This window comes from Streptomyces sp. SID12488 (assembly GCF_010548275.1).
In the GTDB taxonomy this organism is placed as follows: Bacteria; Actinomycetota; Actinomycetes; order Streptomycetales; family Streptomycetaceae; genus Streptomyces.
Genome location: NZ_JAAGLT010000035.1, coordinates 41,228 through 59,517, shown reverse-complemented (window position 1 = coordinate 59,517; position 18,290 = coordinate 41,228). Strand labels below are relative to the sequence as shown.

The 18,290-nt window shown below is 72.4% G+C and carries 14 protein-coding genes; 4 read left to right on the top strand and 10 right to left on the bottom strand.

The annotated features are described in order from the left end of the window. Positions 1–65: 65 nt before the first annotated feature. Both treY and G3I56_RS36390 read left to right on the top strand, forming a co-directional pair. Positions 66–2,462, top strand: coding sequence for a malto-oligosyltrehalose synthase (gene treY, locus G3I56_RS36395; RefSeq protein ID WP_164416674.1), 2,397 nt, complete (start codon positions 66–68; stop codon positions 2,460–2,462). A 346-nt stretch (positions 2,463–2,808) separates the two neighbouring features. After that, entirely contained in the window at positions 2,809–4,065 is a 1,257-nt protein-coding gene (locus G3I56_RS36390) for a M14 family zinc carboxypeptidase (RefSeq protein ID WP_164416672.1), read from the top strand. 48 nt (positions 4,066–4,113) lie between these two features. On the opposite strand, the gene G3I56_RS36385 is transcribed toward G3I56_RS36390, so the two are convergent. The 3 genes from G3I56_RS36385 to G3I56_RS36375 all read right to left on the bottom strand — a co-directional run bounded on the left by G3I56_RS36385 (position 4,114) and on the right by G3I56_RS36375 (position 6,610). Continuing rightward, complete coding sequence (locus tag G3I56_RS36385; RefSeq protein ID WP_164416669.1) at positions 4,114–4,572, bottom strand: SSI family serine proteinase inhibitor; 459 nt, start codon at positions 4,570–4,572, stop codon at positions 4,114–4,116. Then, positions 4,569–5,894 (bottom strand): M14 family zinc carboxypeptidase, encoded by a 1,326-nt coding sequence (locus G3I56_RS36380; RefSeq protein WP_343240158.1) that lies wholly within the window; start codon positions 5,892–5,894, stop codon positions 4,569–4,571. The genes G3I56_RS36385 and G3I56_RS36380 overlap by 4 nt, the downstream gene beginning before the upstream one ends. Positions 5,895–6,058: 164 nt before the next feature. Continuing rightward, a complete protein-coding gene (locus G3I56_RS36375) occupies positions 6,059–6,610 on the bottom strand; it encodes an FHA domain-containing protein (RefSeq protein WP_164416667.1) in 552 nt (183 codons plus the stop codon). Positions 6,611–6,794: 184 nt separating this feature from the next. Here G3I56_RS36375 and treZ point away from each other — a divergent pair, with 184 nt between their 5' ends. Then, positions 6,795–8,540 (top strand): malto-oligosyltrehalose trehalohydrolase, encoded by a 1,746-nt coding sequence (gene treZ / locus G3I56_RS36370; RefSeq protein ID WP_164416666.1) that lies wholly within the window; start codon positions 6,795–6,797, stop codon positions 8,538–8,540. Between the two features lie 15 nt (positions 8,541–8,555). Here treZ and G3I56_RS36365 read toward each other — a convergent pair whose 3' ends face one another. Both G3I56_RS36365 and G3I56_RS36360 read right to left on the bottom strand, forming a co-directional pair. Next, complete coding sequence (locus G3I56_RS36365) at positions 8,556–9,494, bottom strand: aminoglycoside phosphotransferase family protein (RefSeq protein ID WP_164416664.1); 939 nt, start codon at positions 9,492–9,494, stop codon at positions 8,556–8,558. 54 nt (positions 9,495–9,548) lie between these two features. Beyond that, positions 9,549–10,676, bottom strand: a complete 1,128-nt coding sequence (locus G3I56_RS36360) for an aminopeptidase P family protein (RefSeq protein WP_164416662.1) — start codon at positions 10,674–10,676, stop codon at positions 9,549–9,551. Between the two features lie 190 nt (positions 10,677–10,866). On the opposite strand from G3I56_RS36360, the gene G3I56_RS36355 reads away from it, so the two are divergent. Next, positions 10,867–11,622 carry a metallophosphoesterase gene (locus tag G3I56_RS36355; protein WP_164416661.1) on the top strand — a complete coding sequence of 252 codons (756 nt, stop codon included), beginning with the start codon at positions 10,867–10,869 and terminating at the stop codon, positions 11,620–11,622. A 17-nt stretch (positions 11,623–11,639) separates the two neighbouring features. On the opposite strand, the gene G3I56_RS36350 is transcribed toward G3I56_RS36355, so the two are convergent. The 5 genes from G3I56_RS36350 to G3I56_RS36330 form a co-directional block, all read right to left on the bottom strand. Then, on the bottom strand, positions 11,640–12,293 hold the full coding sequence (locus G3I56_RS36350; RefSeq protein ID WP_164416659.1) for a PDZ domain-containing protein: 654 nt from the start codon (positions 12,291–12,293) through the stop codon (positions 11,640–11,642). A 504-nt stretch (positions 12,294–12,797) separates the two neighbouring features. Beyond that, positions 12,798–14,951 (bottom strand): germacradienol/geosmin synthase Cyc2, encoded by a 2,154-nt coding sequence (gene cyc2 / locus G3I56_RS36345; RefSeq protein WP_164416657.1) that lies wholly within the window; start codon positions 14,949–14,951, stop codon positions 12,798–12,800. A 153-nt stretch (positions 14,952–15,104) separates the two neighbouring features. After that, positions 15,105–16,310: a damage-control phosphatase ARMT1 family protein gene (locus G3I56_RS36340; protein WP_164416655.1), complete on the bottom strand. Its 1,206-nt coding sequence runs from the start codon at positions 16,308–16,310 to the stop codon at positions 15,105–15,107. Between the two features lie 103 nt (positions 16,311–16,413). Beyond that, on the bottom strand, positions 16,414–17,064 hold the full coding sequence (locus G3I56_RS36335) for a ScbR family autoregulator-binding transcription factor (RefSeq protein ID WP_164416653.1): 651 nt from the start codon (positions 17,062–17,064) through the stop codon (positions 16,414–16,416). Between the two features lie 71 nt (positions 17,065–17,135). After that, positions 17,136–18,032 (bottom strand): ScbA/BarX family gamma-butyrolactone biosynthesis protein, encoded by an 897-nt coding sequence (locus G3I56_RS36330; protein ID WP_164416651.1) that lies wholly within the window; start codon positions 18,030–18,032, stop codon positions 17,136–17,138. Between the last annotated feature and the right edge of the window lie 258 nt (positions 18,033–18,290).

Below are 18,290 nucleotides of genomic sequence, written 5' to 3'. Positions count from 1 at the left end.
GTTTTCGGCGGCCTTGTGCGCGAGTCGATGACACGAAAGGCGGTGGGGCGGGTACGTAGGTTCCCATGACACCTGAGCGTCCTGACCCGGTCGTGCCCACGGCGACCTATCGGCTGCAACTCCAGCCCGCGTTTCCCTTCGGTGCCGCGGCGGCGGCCGTGCCGTATCTGGCCTCGCTCGGCGTCTCACATCTGCATCTGTCGCCGTTCCTGGAGTCCGTCCCGGGGTCGACACACGGCTACGACGTCGTGGACCACGCGCGCGTGCGCGCTGAGCTGGGCGGCGAGGACGGGCTGCGCGCGCTGGCGCACACCGCGCGGGAGCACGGTCTCGGCCTGGTCGCGGACATCGTGCCCAACCACATGGCCATGTCCCCGCGTCACAACCGCCCCCTGTGGGAGGTGCTCCGGGAGGGCCCGACGTCACCGTACGCGCGGTGGTTCGACATCGACTGGGAGGCGCAGGGCGGGCGCTTGTTGCTGCCGGTGCTCGGGCAGCCGCTCGGCGCGGTGTGGGACGAGCTGAAGGTCGAGCGGTGGCAGGACGCGCACCTGGGGTACGACGGCCACGTCCTGCGCTACTACGACCATGTCCTCCCCCTCCGCGAGGGCACCGAGGAGCTGCCGCTGCCGCAACTCCTCGACGCCCAGTGGTACCGCCCGGCGTGGTGGCGGCTGGCGCGCACCGAGCTCAACTACCGGCGTTTCTTCAGCATCTCGGAGCTGATCGGGGTGCGGGTCGAGGACCCCGAGGTGTTCGCGGCGACGCACGGGAAGCTGCTGGAACTGCTCGCCGACGGGGTGGTCGACGGGCTGCGGGTCGACCATCCGGACGGTCTCGCGGACCCGGGCGGGTATCTGCGCCGGCTGCACGAGGCGAGCGGGGGCCGCTGGACGGTGGTCGAGAAGATCCTGGCCGACGGGGAGCACCTGCCGGCGGGCTGGCCGGTCGCGGGGACCACCGGCTACGACGCCCTGCGGCACCTGGACGGCCTGTTCACGGACCCGGCGGGCGCGGGTGAGCTCCTCGGCCAGTACCGGCGGTTCGCGGCCCCCCAGGCCGACCGGGGCGGCCACTGGGAGGCGACGGTACGGCGGGCCGCGTACAAGGTGGTGACGCACGAGCTGGCCACCGAGGTGGACCGGCTGACCCGCGTGGCGAACCGTCTCTGCGCCGCCTCCCCGGACCCCGCACTGCGCGACCGCGCACCCTGGGCACTGCGTACCGCGCTGCGCGAGCTGCTGGTCCGCATGGAGGTGTACCGCCCCTACACCCCCGGGGACACCGCCTCCGTGGTCACCGAGGAGGCCGCCGCGGAGGCCCGGCAGGTGTTCGTCGTCCCGGAGGAGGGCGGGGCCGTGGACGTCGTACGGGACCTGCTGCTCGGGCGGGCCGACGGCAAGGACGCTGTGGGGCCCGAGCAGGTGGAGTTCCGGGACCGGTTCGCGCAGACCTCGTCGGCGCTGCGGGCCAAGTCCGTGGAGGACACCGCGTTCTACCGCTATGTGCCACTGCTGTCGGCGACCGAGGTGGGCGGCAGCCCGGGCAGTCCCGCGGTGGCCCCGGAGGACTTCCACGCCTACTGCGCGCGCGTGCAGCGCGACTGGCCGGCCACGGGGACGGTCCTGTCGACGCACGACACGAAGCGCAGCGCCGACGTGCGCGCGGCGCTGGCCGTGCTCACCGAGTGCCCGCAGCGCTGGGCCGACGTCCTCGCGGAGGTCACACGCGCCGGTGAGGGCGTGCCCGACGCCCAGCTGGCGTGGGCGGCCTGGCAGACGGCCTTCGGCCTGGGCCCGGCGGACGCCGAGCGCCTCCAGGGCGCCCTGCTGAAGCACGTCCGGGAGGCGGGCCTGCACACCGCCTGGACGGAGCAGGACCCTGCGTACGAGGAGGCGGTGGCGGCGTTCGTGGCGGCGGGCCCCTGCGGGGCACCCGGCGAGCGCGTGGCCGCGCTGCGGAGCGTCCTGGCGCCGTACATCCGGGCGAACGTCCTGGGCGCTGCCCTGGTCCACCTGACGATGCCGGGCGTACCGGACCTCTACCAGGGCACGGAGAGCGAGTACCGGGCCCTGGTGGACCCGGACAACCGCCGTCCCGTCCCGTTCCCTCCGGAGGCCCCCGGCGAGAAGGACGAGCTGACGGTGGCGGCACTGCGGCTGCGCGCGCGGCGCCCGGCGGTGTTCGGCGACACGGCGACGTACACGCCGCTCGTCGCGGAAGGCCCGGGGGCGGCGCACTGTGTGGCGTTCGCGCGCTCCGGGGAGGTGGTCACGGCGGTGACCCGGCTGTCCCTGCGGCTGGCGGACACCGGCGGCTGGCACGACACCCGGTTGCCGCTGCCGCCGGGCCGGTGGGCCGATCTGCTGGATCCGGAGCGGGAGTTCACCGGGCACGCGCGCGCGGAGGAGCTTTTCGCGCGGCTGCCGGTGGCGCTGCTGGAGCGTGTCGGCGAGGAGTGAGGGCGCGGGGGCGGGGCGGGGGCGGACAGGGGCGCTAACACTTCTGCGCGCGCCCCTGTGAGCGTCTCAGCGCCCGGCTCACAGGGGCGCGCACTCCGGGCGCCCGTGCGGGACCACCGGCGCGTGGTGGTGAGCGCCGTCGCCCCCTTCGCGCCGGGCCACCGGCACGGGTTCGCACCACCGGAGGGCGGTGGGCGGCCGTCCCGCACGGCAGATGTCCCTGCTGACCGTTCCCGTCGGCGGTGAATGCTCCTTGGCGCCCCCTGGAGCCGCCCCACCACCTTCTTGACAGTTCCTGGACGCCATGGGGTACTGCGGATTGCGACGCAGGGTGGACCAGACGGGGGTGAGTCTCCTGCCGGAGCAGCGCTACCCCAGTGTGAACGAACTCGTCTCGTCCGCCCGGGCGTTGGCGGCTCACCGGCCCGGCCTGTGCGCTTTCAGGCAGGTGGGCTTCTCCCGCGCCGGACGGCCCCTGCACCTGCTGTCCGTGGGCCACGCACGACGTGCGGTGTTCGTCGTCGCGGGCGCCCACGCCAACGAACCCACGGGCGGCTCCACGCTCCTGGCGCTCGCGGAACGGGCCGTGCACGACCGCGAGTTGCGGACCGGCGTCTCCTGGCACTTCCTGCTGTGCGCGGACCCGGACGGTGCCAGCCTGCACGTCACGCCGACGCCGCGCAGCCTGCTCGACTACCACCTCGGTTTCTACCGGCCCGCCGGGCCCGAGCAGCCGGAGTGGGCGCCCTCCGTGCTGCCGCCCGACCGGCTGCCGCCGGAGACCCGTGCCCTGACCGGTGTCATCGACGAACTGCGGCCCTATCTCCAGGTCACCCTGCACGGCACCGACGTGGGTGGCAGCTGGGTGCAGCTGACGAAGGACATCCCCGGGCTGGCCGAGCCGTTCGCCAAGTCGGCGGCGGAACTGCACATCCCGGTGGAGACGGGCGCCTCGGACGCGGCGGGCTGGCCCGCCTCGGGGCCCGGCGTGCACGTGATGCCGGCGCCGGGCTCGGACGTGGCGTACCCGAGCATGCCGGACGACGCGCGGCACAGCACCTGGTACCACGCCCATCGGTACGGCGGTCTGACGGCGGTCGTCGAGGTCCCGATGTGGGCGAGCGACCTGGTGGACGACCCGGCCCCGCATCCCGCGCCGGCGGCGGCGATACGGCGACTGGCGAGCCGGCTGCTGCGGGACGGCACGGAGGTCGAACGGGTCCTCGACGACGCGCTGCCGCGCCTGGCGGGCGCCGAGGGACCACTGCTGCGGGCCTCCCGGTGGGCGCTGGAGCTGGTGCCCGGGCTGGCCGCCGACTGGACGCACATGCCACCGGCCGACACGACGATGGCGTACGTCGGCAGCGTGGACGCGTTCGGACGCCGACTGCCGCTGCGGGCCGCCGCGATGCTGCTGCGGGTCCTGCGGGAGACCGACGACCGCGCGGCACCGCGCCTCGAACACCTGGTCGCGGCCTGGAGCGAGGCCTTCATGGACCGCTTCCGGGCCCGCTGGGTCCCCCTGGAGCATCAGGTCGAGCACCAGGCCCGCACGGTGATGGCAGCGGCCCGCCACGCGCGCGAGGGCGCTCCCCGCCGATAGTCGGCAGGAGTCAGCGAAATTGTCCGCCGCCAGGGCGCCCCACGGTCCCTACAGGGCGAACACCGCCCCTGTCCTCGCCCCCAGTTCGCATCCGTTGGAGAAGGTCCTGTCGTACTCCCGAGGGCGGCCGTTCCACTCTCCCTCCGCGTGCACGGTGACGGGCGAGTAGAGCATCGGGCAGAGGGTCTTCCTCGGCGGGATGCCCCCGATGTCACCGTCCACCGCGGCGAGTTCCGCACAGGCGCGGGCCGCCTGCGCGTGCCCCAGGGGCGGGTCGCACAGCACCAGCGTGCCGCGGGTGTCCTCGGCGCCCGACTCGCCCCGGCTGACGGTGACGTAGAGCCAGTTGCCCCGGACGTCGTCCTGGGGGACCGCCTGGGCCGGGGTGGAGCCCGCGAGGAGAAGGCCGACGGCCAGCAGCGCACCGCGTACCGCTCGTGCGGCGGGGACGAGCCTGATGATCCGGACGGGCTTGGTCGTGTTGCCGGTGCTGATCGTGTGGGTCATTCCCTGTGCATCGGCACCGCGGCCCCCGCACCCCAGCCCGACTCACCCGAACGTGAGCCCGCGCGCGTGCTGCGGCCCGCCAGTTCGAACGCGGCGAGCGCCACCCGCGACTGGTACTCCACCTGACGGGCGACCGGTATCCAGCGTGCCCCGCAGCCGACGCGGTAGTCGGCGCACCACTCGTCGATCAGCCGGTCCAGCTCGCGCAGGACGTCGGCGGCCCCGGGACCCGCATCGCGCGCCAGCTGGTGCAGCAGCCCCGCCGTACGCAGCGCCAGCCGCCGCCCGGCGATGCGCAGAGCGGCCAGGTGGGCCGTGCTGAGCGGCGGCAGCGGGCGCCCGGTGCCGTCGTCCGTGTCGGGGTCCCAGGCGTCGGCGAGACCGGGGCAGACCAGTAAATAGTCGTCCACCGGGGCGAGGAGGCGGTCCGCGTCCCCCACGCGCGCGAGGTGGGGCCGCAGCCGTCCGAGGGCCGCCTCCAGATACCGCGAGTCGTGCCGCAGCGTGTGGCTGACGGTGCGCAGCACCGCGTCGGCGTCGGCGGGACGCGTGTCGTCCTCCACGGCGGCCACGCCCCACATGGGCGCCTCGACGACCGCCGTCACCGTGCCGTACGGCTGCGGATGGAACCAGGTCGACTCGACGGCGGCCTCCGTGATGGCGGCGGCCAGGCCGGCACGCCTCGGCGGCGGTATCCGGTGCACGGCGGGTCCCAGACTGGGCCAGTACAGGGTGTCGTAGGGGCCCAGCTCGCGCGGGATGCCGAGCCGGGCCGCCGTCTCGGCGACGCGCTGCGGGAGGCCCGGCAGGTCGCGGGTGAGTTCCACGAAGCCGCCGCCGACATCGACGCCGTGCAACGAGCACTGGAAGAACGGCCGCAGTTCGTCCTGGAGGGCGAGCAGCGCGCGGGTTTCCGGCAGGGCGGCCCCGGCCGCGCCGTCGGGCAGCCATTCGGGCTGTTCCCGGAAGCCTGGCCGGAAGAAGTTCCGGAAGTAGTGGCCGAGGGTGTAGGGACCCGCCAGCCAGCCCTCGTTGCGACGCGAGCCGTCGGGATCGAGGCACAGCAGCAGGTTCCAGGTGGCGTCCGCGCGGACGGCCGGTCCGGGGTCGGCGAGGGCCCGTTCGGCCAGCCGGAGGGCGGTCGCGCCGCCCACGGGCTCGTTGGCGTGGGGTCCGGCGACGACCAGGGCCTGGCGGCTGCCGTGCCCCACGGAGAGCAGCCACAGGGGCGTGCCCGCGCGTGAGGTGCCCACGGTGCGCAGCCGGGCGTCGGCGGGGTGGCGGGCGACGAGTGCGGCGGCCCGGTCGGCCAGCTCGTCCACGGACGGGTAGCGGAGGAGAGGCGACAGGACAAACCTCCACAGCAGGACCGTCGGTTCACTTGGCGTACATGACGTACGCACAGTCAGTCACGGCTCGGGGGGTGCGTCAACACCGCGGCACGCAAAGTGAACTGCTCCCGGGGAGCAGCCCTGCGGGAGCGCTCTCACTCCGCCGAGAGACGAAACGCCATGTTCCCGAAGCCGATCTGGTCGCCGTCCCGGACGACGGCAGCTCCGATCACGCGGCGCCCGTTGACCGTGGTGCCGTTGGTCGAGCCGAGGTCGCGCAGCACCCACAGGCCGCCCTGGTGCCGGAGTTCGGCGTGGACCCGCGAGACCGTCTCGTGGGTGAGCCGCAGGCCGTTGGCGGGGTCGCGCCCTATGCGCAGCGGGTGGCCGTTGCCGGGGTGGGGCAGCAGCAGCTTGGGGAGCCGCTCCGACTGCCAGGCCCTGCGCAGCCGTACGGTGAAGCCGGAGACCCTTTCGACCGTCCCGAACACCAGGCGGGACAGGCGGTTCTCGGTGGGCAGGTCGGCGGTGAGGACGGCCAGTTCGTCGGACCGGCGGGCGGCCAGCGCCAGTTCCATGCGCCGGATGAACGTGTCGTGCGAGAGCTGGCCGAGAGCGACTCCTTCCCGGAGCGCCTTCAGCGCCCGGTCGCGCTCCGCGTCGGAGAGCCGCGGCGGGTACGTGTGGAACTCGAAGGACGACGTCACGTTCGTGATTGTCGGGCAGCGCGCGCGGGGTGTCCACAGAACGCCGAAACGGCGGCCCGCCGGGCCGGTCTGACGACACGCCCGGCAAACGTGAAGATTCAAACGCGGACCGTCCGCGTTTGAAGCACCATGGGACGGGCTACGTCCCGGTGAGCACCGCTCGGCACAGTAAGGGGATCCATCCGTGCACTTCGAGGTGTGGGCACCGCAGGCCAGTCGTGTGACGCTCCAGTGCGACTCGGGCACGCGCGCGTTGGAGCGCGATCCGGAGCGCACAGGCTGGTGGTCCGGCGAGGCCGAGGCCCGGGACGGGTCGCGTTACGGCTTCGCCGTGGACGACGGCCCCGTGCTGCCCGACCCGCGCTCGCGCCGCCAGCCGGACGGCCCGGACGGGCTGAGCGCCGTCGTCGACCACGGGCGTCACACCTGGCAGACCGAGTGGGCGGGGCGCGCGCTGCCGGGCGCGGTCCTGTACGAGCTGCACGTCGGCACGTACACACCCGAGGGCACGCTGGACGCGGCGGCCGAGCGGCTCGGCCACCTCGTGGAACTGGGCGTCACACACGTCGAGCTGATGCCGTTGTGCCCGTTCCCGGGGCGGCACGGCTGGGGGTACGAGGGGGTCTCGCTGTGGGCGGTGCACGAGCCGTACGGCGGCCCCGAGGCGCTGAAGCGCTTTGTCGACCGGGCGCACGCGCTCGGTCTCGGGGTGGTCCTGGACGTCGTGCACAACCACCTGGGACCGTCCGGCAACTATCTGCCCGCCTTCGGCCCGTACTTCACGGACACGCATCAGACGCCCTGGGGCTCCGCGGTGAACCTGGACGCGCCCGGCTCGGACGAGGTACGGGCGTATCTGCTCGGCAGCGCGCTGGCCTGGCTGCGCGACTACCGGATCGACGGGCTGCGGCTGGACGCGGTGCACGCGCTGCGGGACACGCGCGCGTGCCACTTCCTGGAGGAGCTGTCGAAGGCCGTGGACACCCTCGCCGCCGACCTGGGCCGGCCGCTGTCTCTGATCGCCGAGTCCGACCTCAACGACCCGCGGATCGTCACCCCGCGCGCGGGCGGCGGTCTCGGACTGCACGCCCAGTGGAGCGACGACTTCCACCACGCCCTGCACACGGCACTGACCGGTGAGTCGCAGGGCTACTACGAGGACTTCGCGCGGGCCCCGTTCGCCGCGCTCGCCAAGACGCTCTCGGGCGGCTACTTCCACGACGGCACGTACTCGTCCTTCCGGGGCCGCGGGCACGGCCGCCCGCTCGACCGCACCGGCGTCGCCGCGCACCGGCTGCTCGGCTACACGCAGACCCACGACCAGGTCGGCAACCGCGCCCAGGGGGACCGCCTTTCGGCCTCCCTCTCCCCCGGACTGCTCGCCTGCGGCGCCGCACTGATGCTCACCGGGCCGTTCACACCCATGCTGTTCATGGGCGAGGAATGGGCGGCGGGCACCCCGTGGCAGTTCTTCACCGACCACACGGACCCGGAGCTCGCGGAGGCCGTACGGCGGGGCCGGCGACGGGAGTTCACATCGCACGGCTGGGCCGAGGAGGACGTGCCGGACCCTCAGGACCCGGCGACCCGCGACCGCTCCTGCCTCGACTGGTCGGAGCCCGAGCGCGGGCCGCACGCGCGCGTGCTGTCCTGGTACCGGGACCTGATCGCCCTGCGCCACACCCAGCCCGACCTCACGGACCCGGACCTCTCTGACATCAAGGTCGCGTACGACGAGGAGGCCCGCTGGCTCGCCTTCCGGCGCGGGGACGTACGTGTCGTGGCGAACCTCGCCCCGAAGTCGGCGGCGATTCCCCTGGGCCCGCGACGGGCGCGGGTGCTGGCCGCCTGGGAGCCGGTCGAACTGCCGGGCGCGGACGGGTTGTTGCACGTTCCCGGCGAGTCCTGTGTGGTGTTGGAGCAGGGGTGAGCACGGGGGCGGGACCTACCCCTCCTCGTCCTCCTCCCGCAGCTCGGTGACCCGTTCCAGCAGGATCGCCTCCCACGCGCGCCGCAGTTGGACCCTGAGGAGCGGCGGCGGGCCTGCGTCGCGGCCGGCGAGGCTCCCGGCGAGCCGGACGACCGTGTCGCAGCGGGCGAGCCACAGGCCGCGCAGACAGGGGCGGGCCGCGTACCCGGCGAGGGTGGCGGCCCGTACGGCGGCGGGCGAGCCGACCGCGAGGGCGAGACCGGCGATGTCCTCGGCCGGGTCGCCGACGACCGCGTGGGTCCAGTCGAGGACACCGCGCACCCGCCCGTCGGGGCTCACCACGAGGTGCTCGCCCTTGAGGTCGTGGTGGACGAGGACCGCCGTACCGGCCTGCGCGGCGAGCTGTGCGGTGGCGGACGGGGTCAGCTGGTGGAGCCGCGCCGGGTCGAACTCGTCGGCCGCGGCGAGGCGTTCGGCCGCGCCTTCGGCGGCCCGGCGCAGCGCCTCCAGGGAGCGTGGCCCGACCCGCGGCACCCCGAGCGTCTCGGCCTGGCGTACGGGCACCTCGCGGAGCCCTGTGAGCAGTGCGGCCAGGTCGGCCTCGCCGACGGCGGAGACGTCGTGTTCCTCGGCCGAGCCGCCGGGCAGCCTGGTGTCCAGCGTGTAGGCCAGTCCGTCGGCCCACTCGCCGTGCGCCACTCCGGCGGGGACGGCGACGCCGACGTGCGGGCGTACGAGGTCGCGCAGACGCGGTTCGCGGCGCAGTCGCGCGGACGTCTCCCGGTCGGGGGCCAGGCGCAGTACGTGCCGGGAGCCGACCCACCAGGTGGAGTGCTCGCCACCCACGTCGGCGGGCCGGACGTCGGGACCGCCCGTGCCGACGGCGCCGCCCGCGAGCAGGGAACGGACCAGTCGGCGGACGATGTCCGCGGTGGGTGTCGGTACCTGGGTCATGGTCGCGCCGCTGTCGTCCGGGGGTGAGGGCGGGGGTGGGCTCCTGGCGTGGGGTCAGTCCACTGTGACCATCTCGCGAGTCGTGTTGTTGAGGCGCCGACCGCCGTCGGCGGTGACCGTGACGATGTCCTCGATGCGTACGCCGAAGCGTCCGGGCAGGTAGACGCCGGGCTCCACGGAGAAGCACATGCCGGGTACGAGGGGCCGTTCCTCGCCCTCGATCATGTACGGCGGCTCGTGTGTGGTGACGCCGATGCCGTGGCCGGTGCGGTGGATGAAGTACTCGCCGTACCCGGCCTCGGTGATGACCGCGCGGGCCGCCCGGTCGACGTCCTGACACGCCGCGCCGGGTCGCACGGCCCGGAAGCCCGCTTCCTGGGCCTCGCGCACGATGTCGTGGACCCTGCGCTGTTCGGCGTCCGGTTCGCCGACGTGGACCGTGCGGGAGGTGTCGGAACCGTAGCCGTGCAGAAGCCCGCCGAAGTCGAGGACGACCATGTCACCGTGCTCGATGACGCGGTCGCCGGCCTCGTGGTGCGGATTGGCGCCGTTGGGGCCGGAGGCGACGATCGTGAAGTCGACCTGGGAGTGCCCGAACCGCCGCAGCAGATCGGCCAGGTCACCCGCGACGTCGCTCTCCCGGCGACCGCGGAAGGGAACCTTCCGGATCTCCTCGTACGTTGCGTCGGCAGCCGCGCCCGCGGCTGCCAGGCGTGCCAGTTCCGCCGCGTCCTTCACCGCGCGCAGCATCGGCAGCCCGTCGGTGAGGGAGACGTACGAGCTGCGGGGCAGCGCCTGCTGGAGTGCCAGCAGGTGCAGCGCCCACGTGTTGTCGCTGACCCCGAAGCGGCCTGCCGCGTCGAGGAGGCCCGCGGTGGCCGCGTACGGGTCCTTGCCGTCGGTCCAGTCGCGCAGAGTCAGGGCGGGCGCGCCCGCCGCGTGCGCCGCGTCCGGGGCCTCCAGGGCGGGGACCACGAGGACCGGGTCCTGTCCGGCGGCCAGGACCAGCAGGGTGAGGCGTTCGGTGACCGCGGTGGGCGCGTAGCCGGTGAGCCAGACGAGATCGGGTCCCGGCGCCACCAGGAGCCCGGAGAGCCCCGCGTCCTCGGCCGCGCGTGCGGCGCGCCGCATCCGGGCCCGGTAGTCGGCGGCGGTGAAGGGCGCGGGCGTACTGCCGGTCATCCGGACCTCCGTGGAAGAGCCAGGGGTTACGGGCAGCATCCTGCCCGGATGCACGGGACGGCGCGAGCCGATTGACGGCCCCCGGCACCTGTGTCACCTGCCCCGACCCGTTCAACTAACGGATGGGAGTTGAGTAACCATTAGATCTAATGCTTAGATCTACCCGAACCATTAAGGGAGGCGGAAGGTCATGCTCGTACTCGCCCACATCAGCGATCTGCACCTCGACGGAACCGCGCGGTCGACGGCGCGCGCCGAACAGGTGCGCGACCGGCTGTGGGAGCTACCGGGGCGCCTGGACGCCCTGCTGGTGACCGGGGACATCGCGGACCACGGCACAGAGGCCGAGTACGAGGAGGCGGCAGGCATTTTCGGGCTGCGCACCGGTGACGCGCCCTTCCCGGTACTCACCTGCCCTGGCAACCACGACAGCCGCGCCCCCTACCGCAAGGCGCTGCTCGGACTGCCCGCCGCCGAGGGGCCGGTCAACAGCGCGCACGTCTTCGACGACGCCGCCGTCCTGATGTGCGACTCCAGTGTGCCGGGCAGCGACGAAGGCTCCCTCGACGACGAGACGTACGACTGGATCGACGGAACGCTCGACGAACTGGACGACGGTGTCCCGGCACTGCTCGCCTTCCACCATCCGCCCGTCACCCTGCACCATCCCCTGCCGGACGCCCACCGGCTGGACCGACCCGGCCGACTGGCCGCCCTGATGGAGCGCCGGCCCCAGATCGCCGGGCTCATCACCGGTCACGCGCACACACCGGCCGTCACGGTCTTCGCCGGCCGCCCGCTGCTCGTCGGCCCGGGGGTGACCTGGACCCTCCGGCTGCCCTGGGAGGGCGAGGAGGCCGCGGACCGGGACGCGCCGGTCGGTCTCGCCTTTCACGTACTGGACGACACCGGGCGGCTGACCAGCCACTTCAGGGTGGTCGTGTAAGCGGGAGGGCGAGGCGGTCAGGTGACGACGCCCGGAGTCGCCACCAGTTGCTGGTAGCCGCCGCTGCGATGCATGACCGTGAGGGTGATCTCCGAACCCGGGCGGGCGTGGGCGACCACACGGGCGAGATCGGAGGCCGAGTCGATCCTGTTCCCGCCGAACGCGAGGAGTACGTCGCCCCGAACGAGGCCCGCGGTGTAGCCCGGGCCCGGCACATGGACGCCGACGAGCAGGGCTCCCGCCTTCTCGGCGTCCACGGCCTCGACCCCGAGCGTCGCGGTCACGGCCGAGGGCGAGGGGGCCGAGCTCGCACTGCCCGACGGCGACCTGGAAGGGCCCGCCCCGGAAGCGGACCGGGTAGGGGAACCGGCCCCTGCGGCCGCGCCGCCCCGCGCACTTGCCCCCTCCCCCGGCCACCCCTTCTGCCCGCCGTCTCCCGCCTGACGCCGTAGGTCCGCGAGCTTGCCCATGCCGATCACCGTGGTGCCGAGCGTGCCGAGCCCGACGCCCGCGAGAACCAGGACGGTCCCGATGAACAGGCCCAGCAGAAGGGTCGTCAGCCGTCGGCCGCGTCGGCGCGCGGCATGCGGGCGCCGGGTCGGGCGGGATGTGGTGCCGCCGGCCGGTTCCTGACCGGGCATCGGCTTGGGACGCAGCGCAGTCTGTTCCATGGTTCGCCTCCGCCAGGTGCTCTACCCGGCGCACGGGCGCACCACGAGCCACGAACGAGTGAGACTGACGCGGGGTCGGACATGGGTAGCCACAACACGGTCCGGGCCCGGTTGTCGGCCCGTCCGACGCAGGCTCGCCTCGAACGGAAGCTGGGCCTGCTGCCGCAGGCCAGCCACAGCCACGGGGGCGACCCTGCGCGTCACGCCGGCCGACCCCGGGGACACCTCCCTGCGGCTCTGGCACGGGAGGAACCCCAGCCGCTCCATCGCCGAGGAGTGCTGCGCCCTGACCCGCGCGCCGGCAGGGCGCGGACCTCCTGGCGGAGGCCCGCGCCCTGCCGGCCTCCGCCTACGCGGCACTCGGCACTCGGCGAGCTCTCCGGGAACGCCGCCGCGGGCGTACGGGAAGCTCGCCGGGGAGGCGACGGAGCGGGCCCGCGACCTCGGCCGACGGACAACGACTGGAGATCGTCGGCCGAACGCGAACCAGCGGCCAGGGAGCCCTCAGCCGATCGGCAGTGGCGAGCTGCGGTCCGGCAGGAAGCCGTGGGACCTGGCGGCCAGGTGGTCGGACTGGTAGCGGGGGACCTCCCGGTGCCAGTTCAGGATGCCGGCCAGCCAGTTCCGCAGTTCGGCCACATAGCCGTCCATGGTCGCGCGTGCCTCCTCCGTGAGCTTGAAGTCCTCGTACAGGACGGGGAATTCATGGGCGGCGACATGCTCGAACTGCTGCATGCGCTGGGTCATCAGATCGTGGATGATGCCGAGCGCGGTCGGATAGTCGCAGCCGAAGAAGTTCTGGACGACGAGGATGCCGTTGTGGATCTCGCCCTCGTACTCGATCTCCTTCTGGTAGGAGAACACGTCGTTGATCAGGCACGCGTAGTCGACGGCCGCGTTCTCCAGCGACCGGACGGGGCCGCTGCGGTAGACCTCCGGAGGGACCGCCCGGCCGTGGCCGATCCGGCACAGGCTCATGGTGAGGTCGGCGCCGAAGGTGGCGCGCCGCATCTCCAGGTAGTCGATCGGGTCGGGGACACGGTTCTGGATCTGGTTGGACAGTTCCCACACCCAGCTCTCGGTCATCACGTCCACCGCGGCACGGAACGTGCGCCGCTGGTCGGCGGTCATCCCGACCGTGGTACGCCGCCACAGGTCGATCAGGCCGCGTTCCATGCCGTTGACCGGCACGGGGAACCCGTCGCCCTCGATGGGCATGCAGGCGGAGAGGCGCTCGGTGCACAGACGGGCCGCCACCAGGTCACGGCGATGGCCGAAGACGAGGGGGTAGTAGTCGTCGCCGTAGGTGCCCCAGGCCAGCCAGGCGGAGCTGAGGTCGAGGGCGTCGGCCGTCGCGTCCGGGTGGATGCCGGCCGCGCACAGCGGCAGGTCGGCCGCCGCGAGCTTGTCCTCGTCCCAGACGCCCTCCTGGAGGATGCCCATGCCGTGCGACCAGTCGACGAGACGGGACCGGGCGCCGTCCAGGTGCGGGCTCAGAGTGAGCCCGAACGGCATGTAGAAATCGGGCAGCAGGGACGGGCCGACCTTCTGGTAGGGCACGTGCGTGTAGGCGCGCAGGCGTTCGGCACCGGCCGAGGCCAGGAGTGCGCCGATGTTGGCGGCGGACGTGCCGAAACCGCCGACTCCGAACGGCCGCGACTCCTCCAGGGCCCCTTCGTTCATGTACCGGCTGGAACGCAGGTGCCACTCGTGGCCGCCGGACTGCCAGTCCTGCAGCCCGCGCGTGTACGCGGCCACCGCGGCGACCTGGTCCGGCGTGAGGCCCTTGTCCAGGGCCACCGCGGGCACTTCGGTGAGCGCGGTGTGCTCGAACTGGTGGAGCCGTGAGGTGAGGATGTCGTTGACGGTGTCGGCGGCCTCCTGGGTCGAGCACCCGAAGAAGGTCTCCAGGACGAGCACGCCGTTGCTGAGCTCGCCCTCGTCCTCGACCTCCCGCTGGTAGGAGAACAGGTCGTTGCGCAGGTGGACGCCGTCGGAGAAGGTCTCCATCAGCACCCTGAGCGGCCTCGACTCGGCTACGGACGCGGGCACTTCGGCGGTCGCGTACTCCACGAGCCCCGCCGACCAGGGCGCGCCGCCGACCTTGCGGCGCATCTCGATGTACTCGACGGGGTTGGAGACCCGTCCCTCGTTGATGTTGGACAGTTCCCACATCGACTCGTTCAGCAGATGCTCGGTGGCGACCGCGAACCGCCTGCGCCAGTCCACGGACATCGCCGGAACCGTGCGTGCCCACAGATCGGCGAGGCCCGCCTCCACCGGATTCTGCGGCGCGGGTACGGGAGTCGAGAGGTCGAGCGGCATGAACAGGGGCAGCCGGTCCAGATAGGCCTTGCCACCGTCGCGGTCCTGGCTGCGCTTGAAGACCTCCAGGAAGTGGTCGTCGAAGAAGAACACCCACACGTACCAGTCGGTGATGAGCGAGAGGGCGGGTCCGTCGCAGTCGGGGTGCGTGTACGCGCACAACAATCCGTAGTCGTGCGCGTCGAGGTCGGACTGCTCCCAGACGCCTGAGCCCTCCAGCATTCCCATCTCCCGTGCCCAGACGGTCGAATGGGCGCGCGCCTCGTCCAGATGCGGGTTCAGCCTCGCGGGATACGGCATGTAGAAGTGCGGGAGTACGAACGGCTGTGTCATGGGCGGGGCCCTACCCGTGCCCCGGACCTGCCATCCACGGGGCAGGACATGATCACACCATCGCGTGAATCAGGACCGATTCCGGGATTCCGGACGGGCGTTGTGAGTTCACTCGACATGCGAGCACTGCGAGCACTCCAACGACGCCTACGCCTACGCCGACACCTGAATCACCGCACGCGTGCCGCTCGTCCGCCAGCGCTGCCCCTCCGCGGCGACGAGCGCCGACTCGGTACGGGCATCGAGGCCGACGATCACGTCCGACTTCAGCGTGCGCAGGGCGGCCACCGGGCCGGGGAAGTAGGCGGTGACGTCCGCGAACGGCGTGGTGGGGGGCCTGAGGCGGTCACCTACGAGGCGACGGTAGTTCAGGTCGCCCTTCATCAGGGTGACCGTGGCCGAGGCGAAGTCCTCGCGAAGGCCGCCGGGCATCGCCGTGTACGGGAGCGGTGCGCAGGAGAAGGGGTGGGCGCGTACGGCGAGACGGCCCTCGGCCAGCGCGGACCAGAGGCGGCGGCCGTACGCTGCGGCGGCCCCCGGCGCCCGGATCAGCCGGCGCAGGGCGTCGACCACGTCGGCGGTGGTCGCGTCGGAGACGAAGTACGGGTGCGGTTTCACGTGCAGGACGGCTCGTTCGGCGTACCCCCGGGTCAGCAGATGGTCCAGGAGCAGCAGGTCGGGTACGAGTTCCCGGCCCGCGTTGTCCGCGACCAGACACACCGTGCCGCCTCCGGGTCGGGCAGGCCGGAGCAGCGACCAGAGGGCCTCGCTGTCGTCGGCGACGAGTCCTGCCGCCTCCCCTCCCTCGTCCGCGCCGGAGAGCCGGAAGCCGAGGTCGGCCCGGTTGCCCCACAGCGACCCGTGGAGCAGGGCGCGCGCCTGCTCCTCCTCCGGCCCGCCCACCAGGTCGTCGAGCGCGGCCAGCTCCTCGTCGGTCTCGGGAGCGTCCAGTTCGGCGAGCTTGAAAGGGCGGAAGGGGTCGATCCCCCGCCAGGCACCCTCACCCACACCGCTTCCGCCGCCCCCGAAGTACCCGACCGCTTCGAGGAGTTGGCGGTAGAAGTACCCTTCCGCCCACAGCCACGGCACATCGAACCAGGACCGGCCCGCGTACTCCCGGGTGCCCCAGTCCTCCCACTGCTCCCGGTCTTCGGCGCCGGCGGGGAGCGGTTCGACGACGCCCTCGGCGCAGTTCTTGAGGAGTGCGTCGAGCGCGCGGTGCTGCTCCGGGCCGTACGGGAAGGCGTCCCGCACCTTCTGGATGAGCGCGGGATGCCGTTCGGCCAGCACGCTCCAGGGGAACGAGCCCGGCTCGTTGCTGAGGATCACGGGCGGGGACACGGAGTCGGAGGCAGGCATGCGCCTCACGGTACCGTCCGCGAAACGCGCGGCCCCGGACGTCATCGGGTGAAGGCGGAACAGCCCGGGACCCCACCGGATCAGACGGCCCGCCCCGCCCGTCTCAGGCCACCGCCCGTATCTCCCGCTCCAACTGCGCGACCAGACCCAGGTACCGTGCCCGCCTGGGTGTGGGCACCAGCGCCCGGATGGTGAGCCGCCACATGTCCGCCGTCCGGCGGGGCTGGCGTCCCACCGGCTCCACCGCCCGGCTGACCATACGGCTGCCGACGAAGAAGCTGACGAGGGACTGCGCCATCGCGTCGACATCGACGTCCGGGTGCACGTCGGACTCCTTGACCGCGCCGAGGAGTTTCCCGGAGGCCATCTCCGACCACTCGCGGAACGGGTGTCTCAGCGGCGGCCGTACGGTGACATCACCGGCGGCCAGGCGCAGCCCCGCCCTGGCGATCGGACCCTCGACGGCCATCCTCGTGATCCCGAACGTGACGCGGATCAGCGTTTCGAGCGAGGAGTAGCCGCGGCCGTCGATGTCTCTGGCCATCCGCCGGGAGGTCCTGGACTGGATCTCCAGGATGGCGTGGGCCAGGTCCTCCTTCGCCGCGAAGTGGAAGTAGAGGGCGCCCTTGGTGACATGGGCGTGCTCGACTATGTCGCTCAGGCTGGTCGCTTCGTATCCGTGGCGGTCGAACAGGTCGGCCGCGGCCGTGATGATCGTCGCGCGGGTCTGCTCGGCGCGTAACTGCCTCGCCATCGGCGACACCCCTCCCCACCTACCGGTGCTCCCGAACTCCCCTGAGAAAAACGGGATATGCCGTTTGTTTATTACTCGCCGTACAAGATAGCCGACCGTTCCGCAGTACCCACCACACACTCGAAAACCGTGCGTCCCTCCTGCGTTCCCACCACCTTCAGCGCCCCGTCACCTTCGTCCGTGGACTCGATCCAGGTGGGCAGGTCCAGTTCGGCGAACTGATGGAAAGTCGTGTCGAACGACACGGGTATCAGGCCTCTGCCGGAGCCCGTTCGTGCCAGCACGGCCTGTCTGGCGGACTCCAGGAGCAACATGCCCGGTATGTGGTCAAGTGGATGGTCAAAGAAAACAGCATGACCGGTATCAACTCGTAACTGCCAGTGACCTTCCACCTGTTGGGGCGGCGCCAGGACCACGTCCGCCGCCGAGCCCCGGCCCACGTCGGCGGCGGGCAGACCCGGCGGAACGGGCAGCGCGGTCACGGTGGCCGCCGTACGGCCGCCGCGCAGCCTGCCGAAGACGGCGCCGCTGGTGCAGGTGAAGGCGACGTCGGCGTGTGCGACCAGCGCTCCGTCCAGCCGTACGTCGGCCTCGTAGCGGGCCGAGACCAGGCGCTTGCCTCGATGACGGATGTCGGAGAAGGTGATGTCGACGATCGGTTCGGCCGGCACCGGCCCCACGCCCAGGCGCTCGGGGAACGTGGTGATCCGGAACTCCTGGAGCACGAAGCGATGGTCCAACGGCACCTTGTACGCGGCGTGGTTGAGCAGAGTTCCAGCCTGCCGTACGGTCTCCACGACGAGCAGCGGATCGTATGTCGTCCGGTCCGGCGACACGTGTAAACAGTGGACCCGCGGCCACTGCGCGGAGACGCTGAACCGGTCGGTCTCGGTACGGGACCAGCCGGTGGGGAACGTCTCCGCGATCGACGCGCGGTGCACGAGTTGACGCGGAACACCGGCCGTCATGACTGGGATTTCGGCAGACTGCGGCACTGGAAGCAATGTCTCTCCCTCGGTCCCCCGTATGGCTGGCAGACGGAAAGGCGCCCGCTTAGGTGAGCGATAGAGTACGAGGCGACCGGTTTGTTTTCAACGAGATCAGTCGGTCCGGCCCTATGATCGGCGGGTTCCGGCGCACCTGACGACGCGCCGTCACGCACAGCGCGGCACCACATTCGGCGCTGCTGCGGACATCGGCCGACTGGGCGCCAGGGAGGGGCTCTT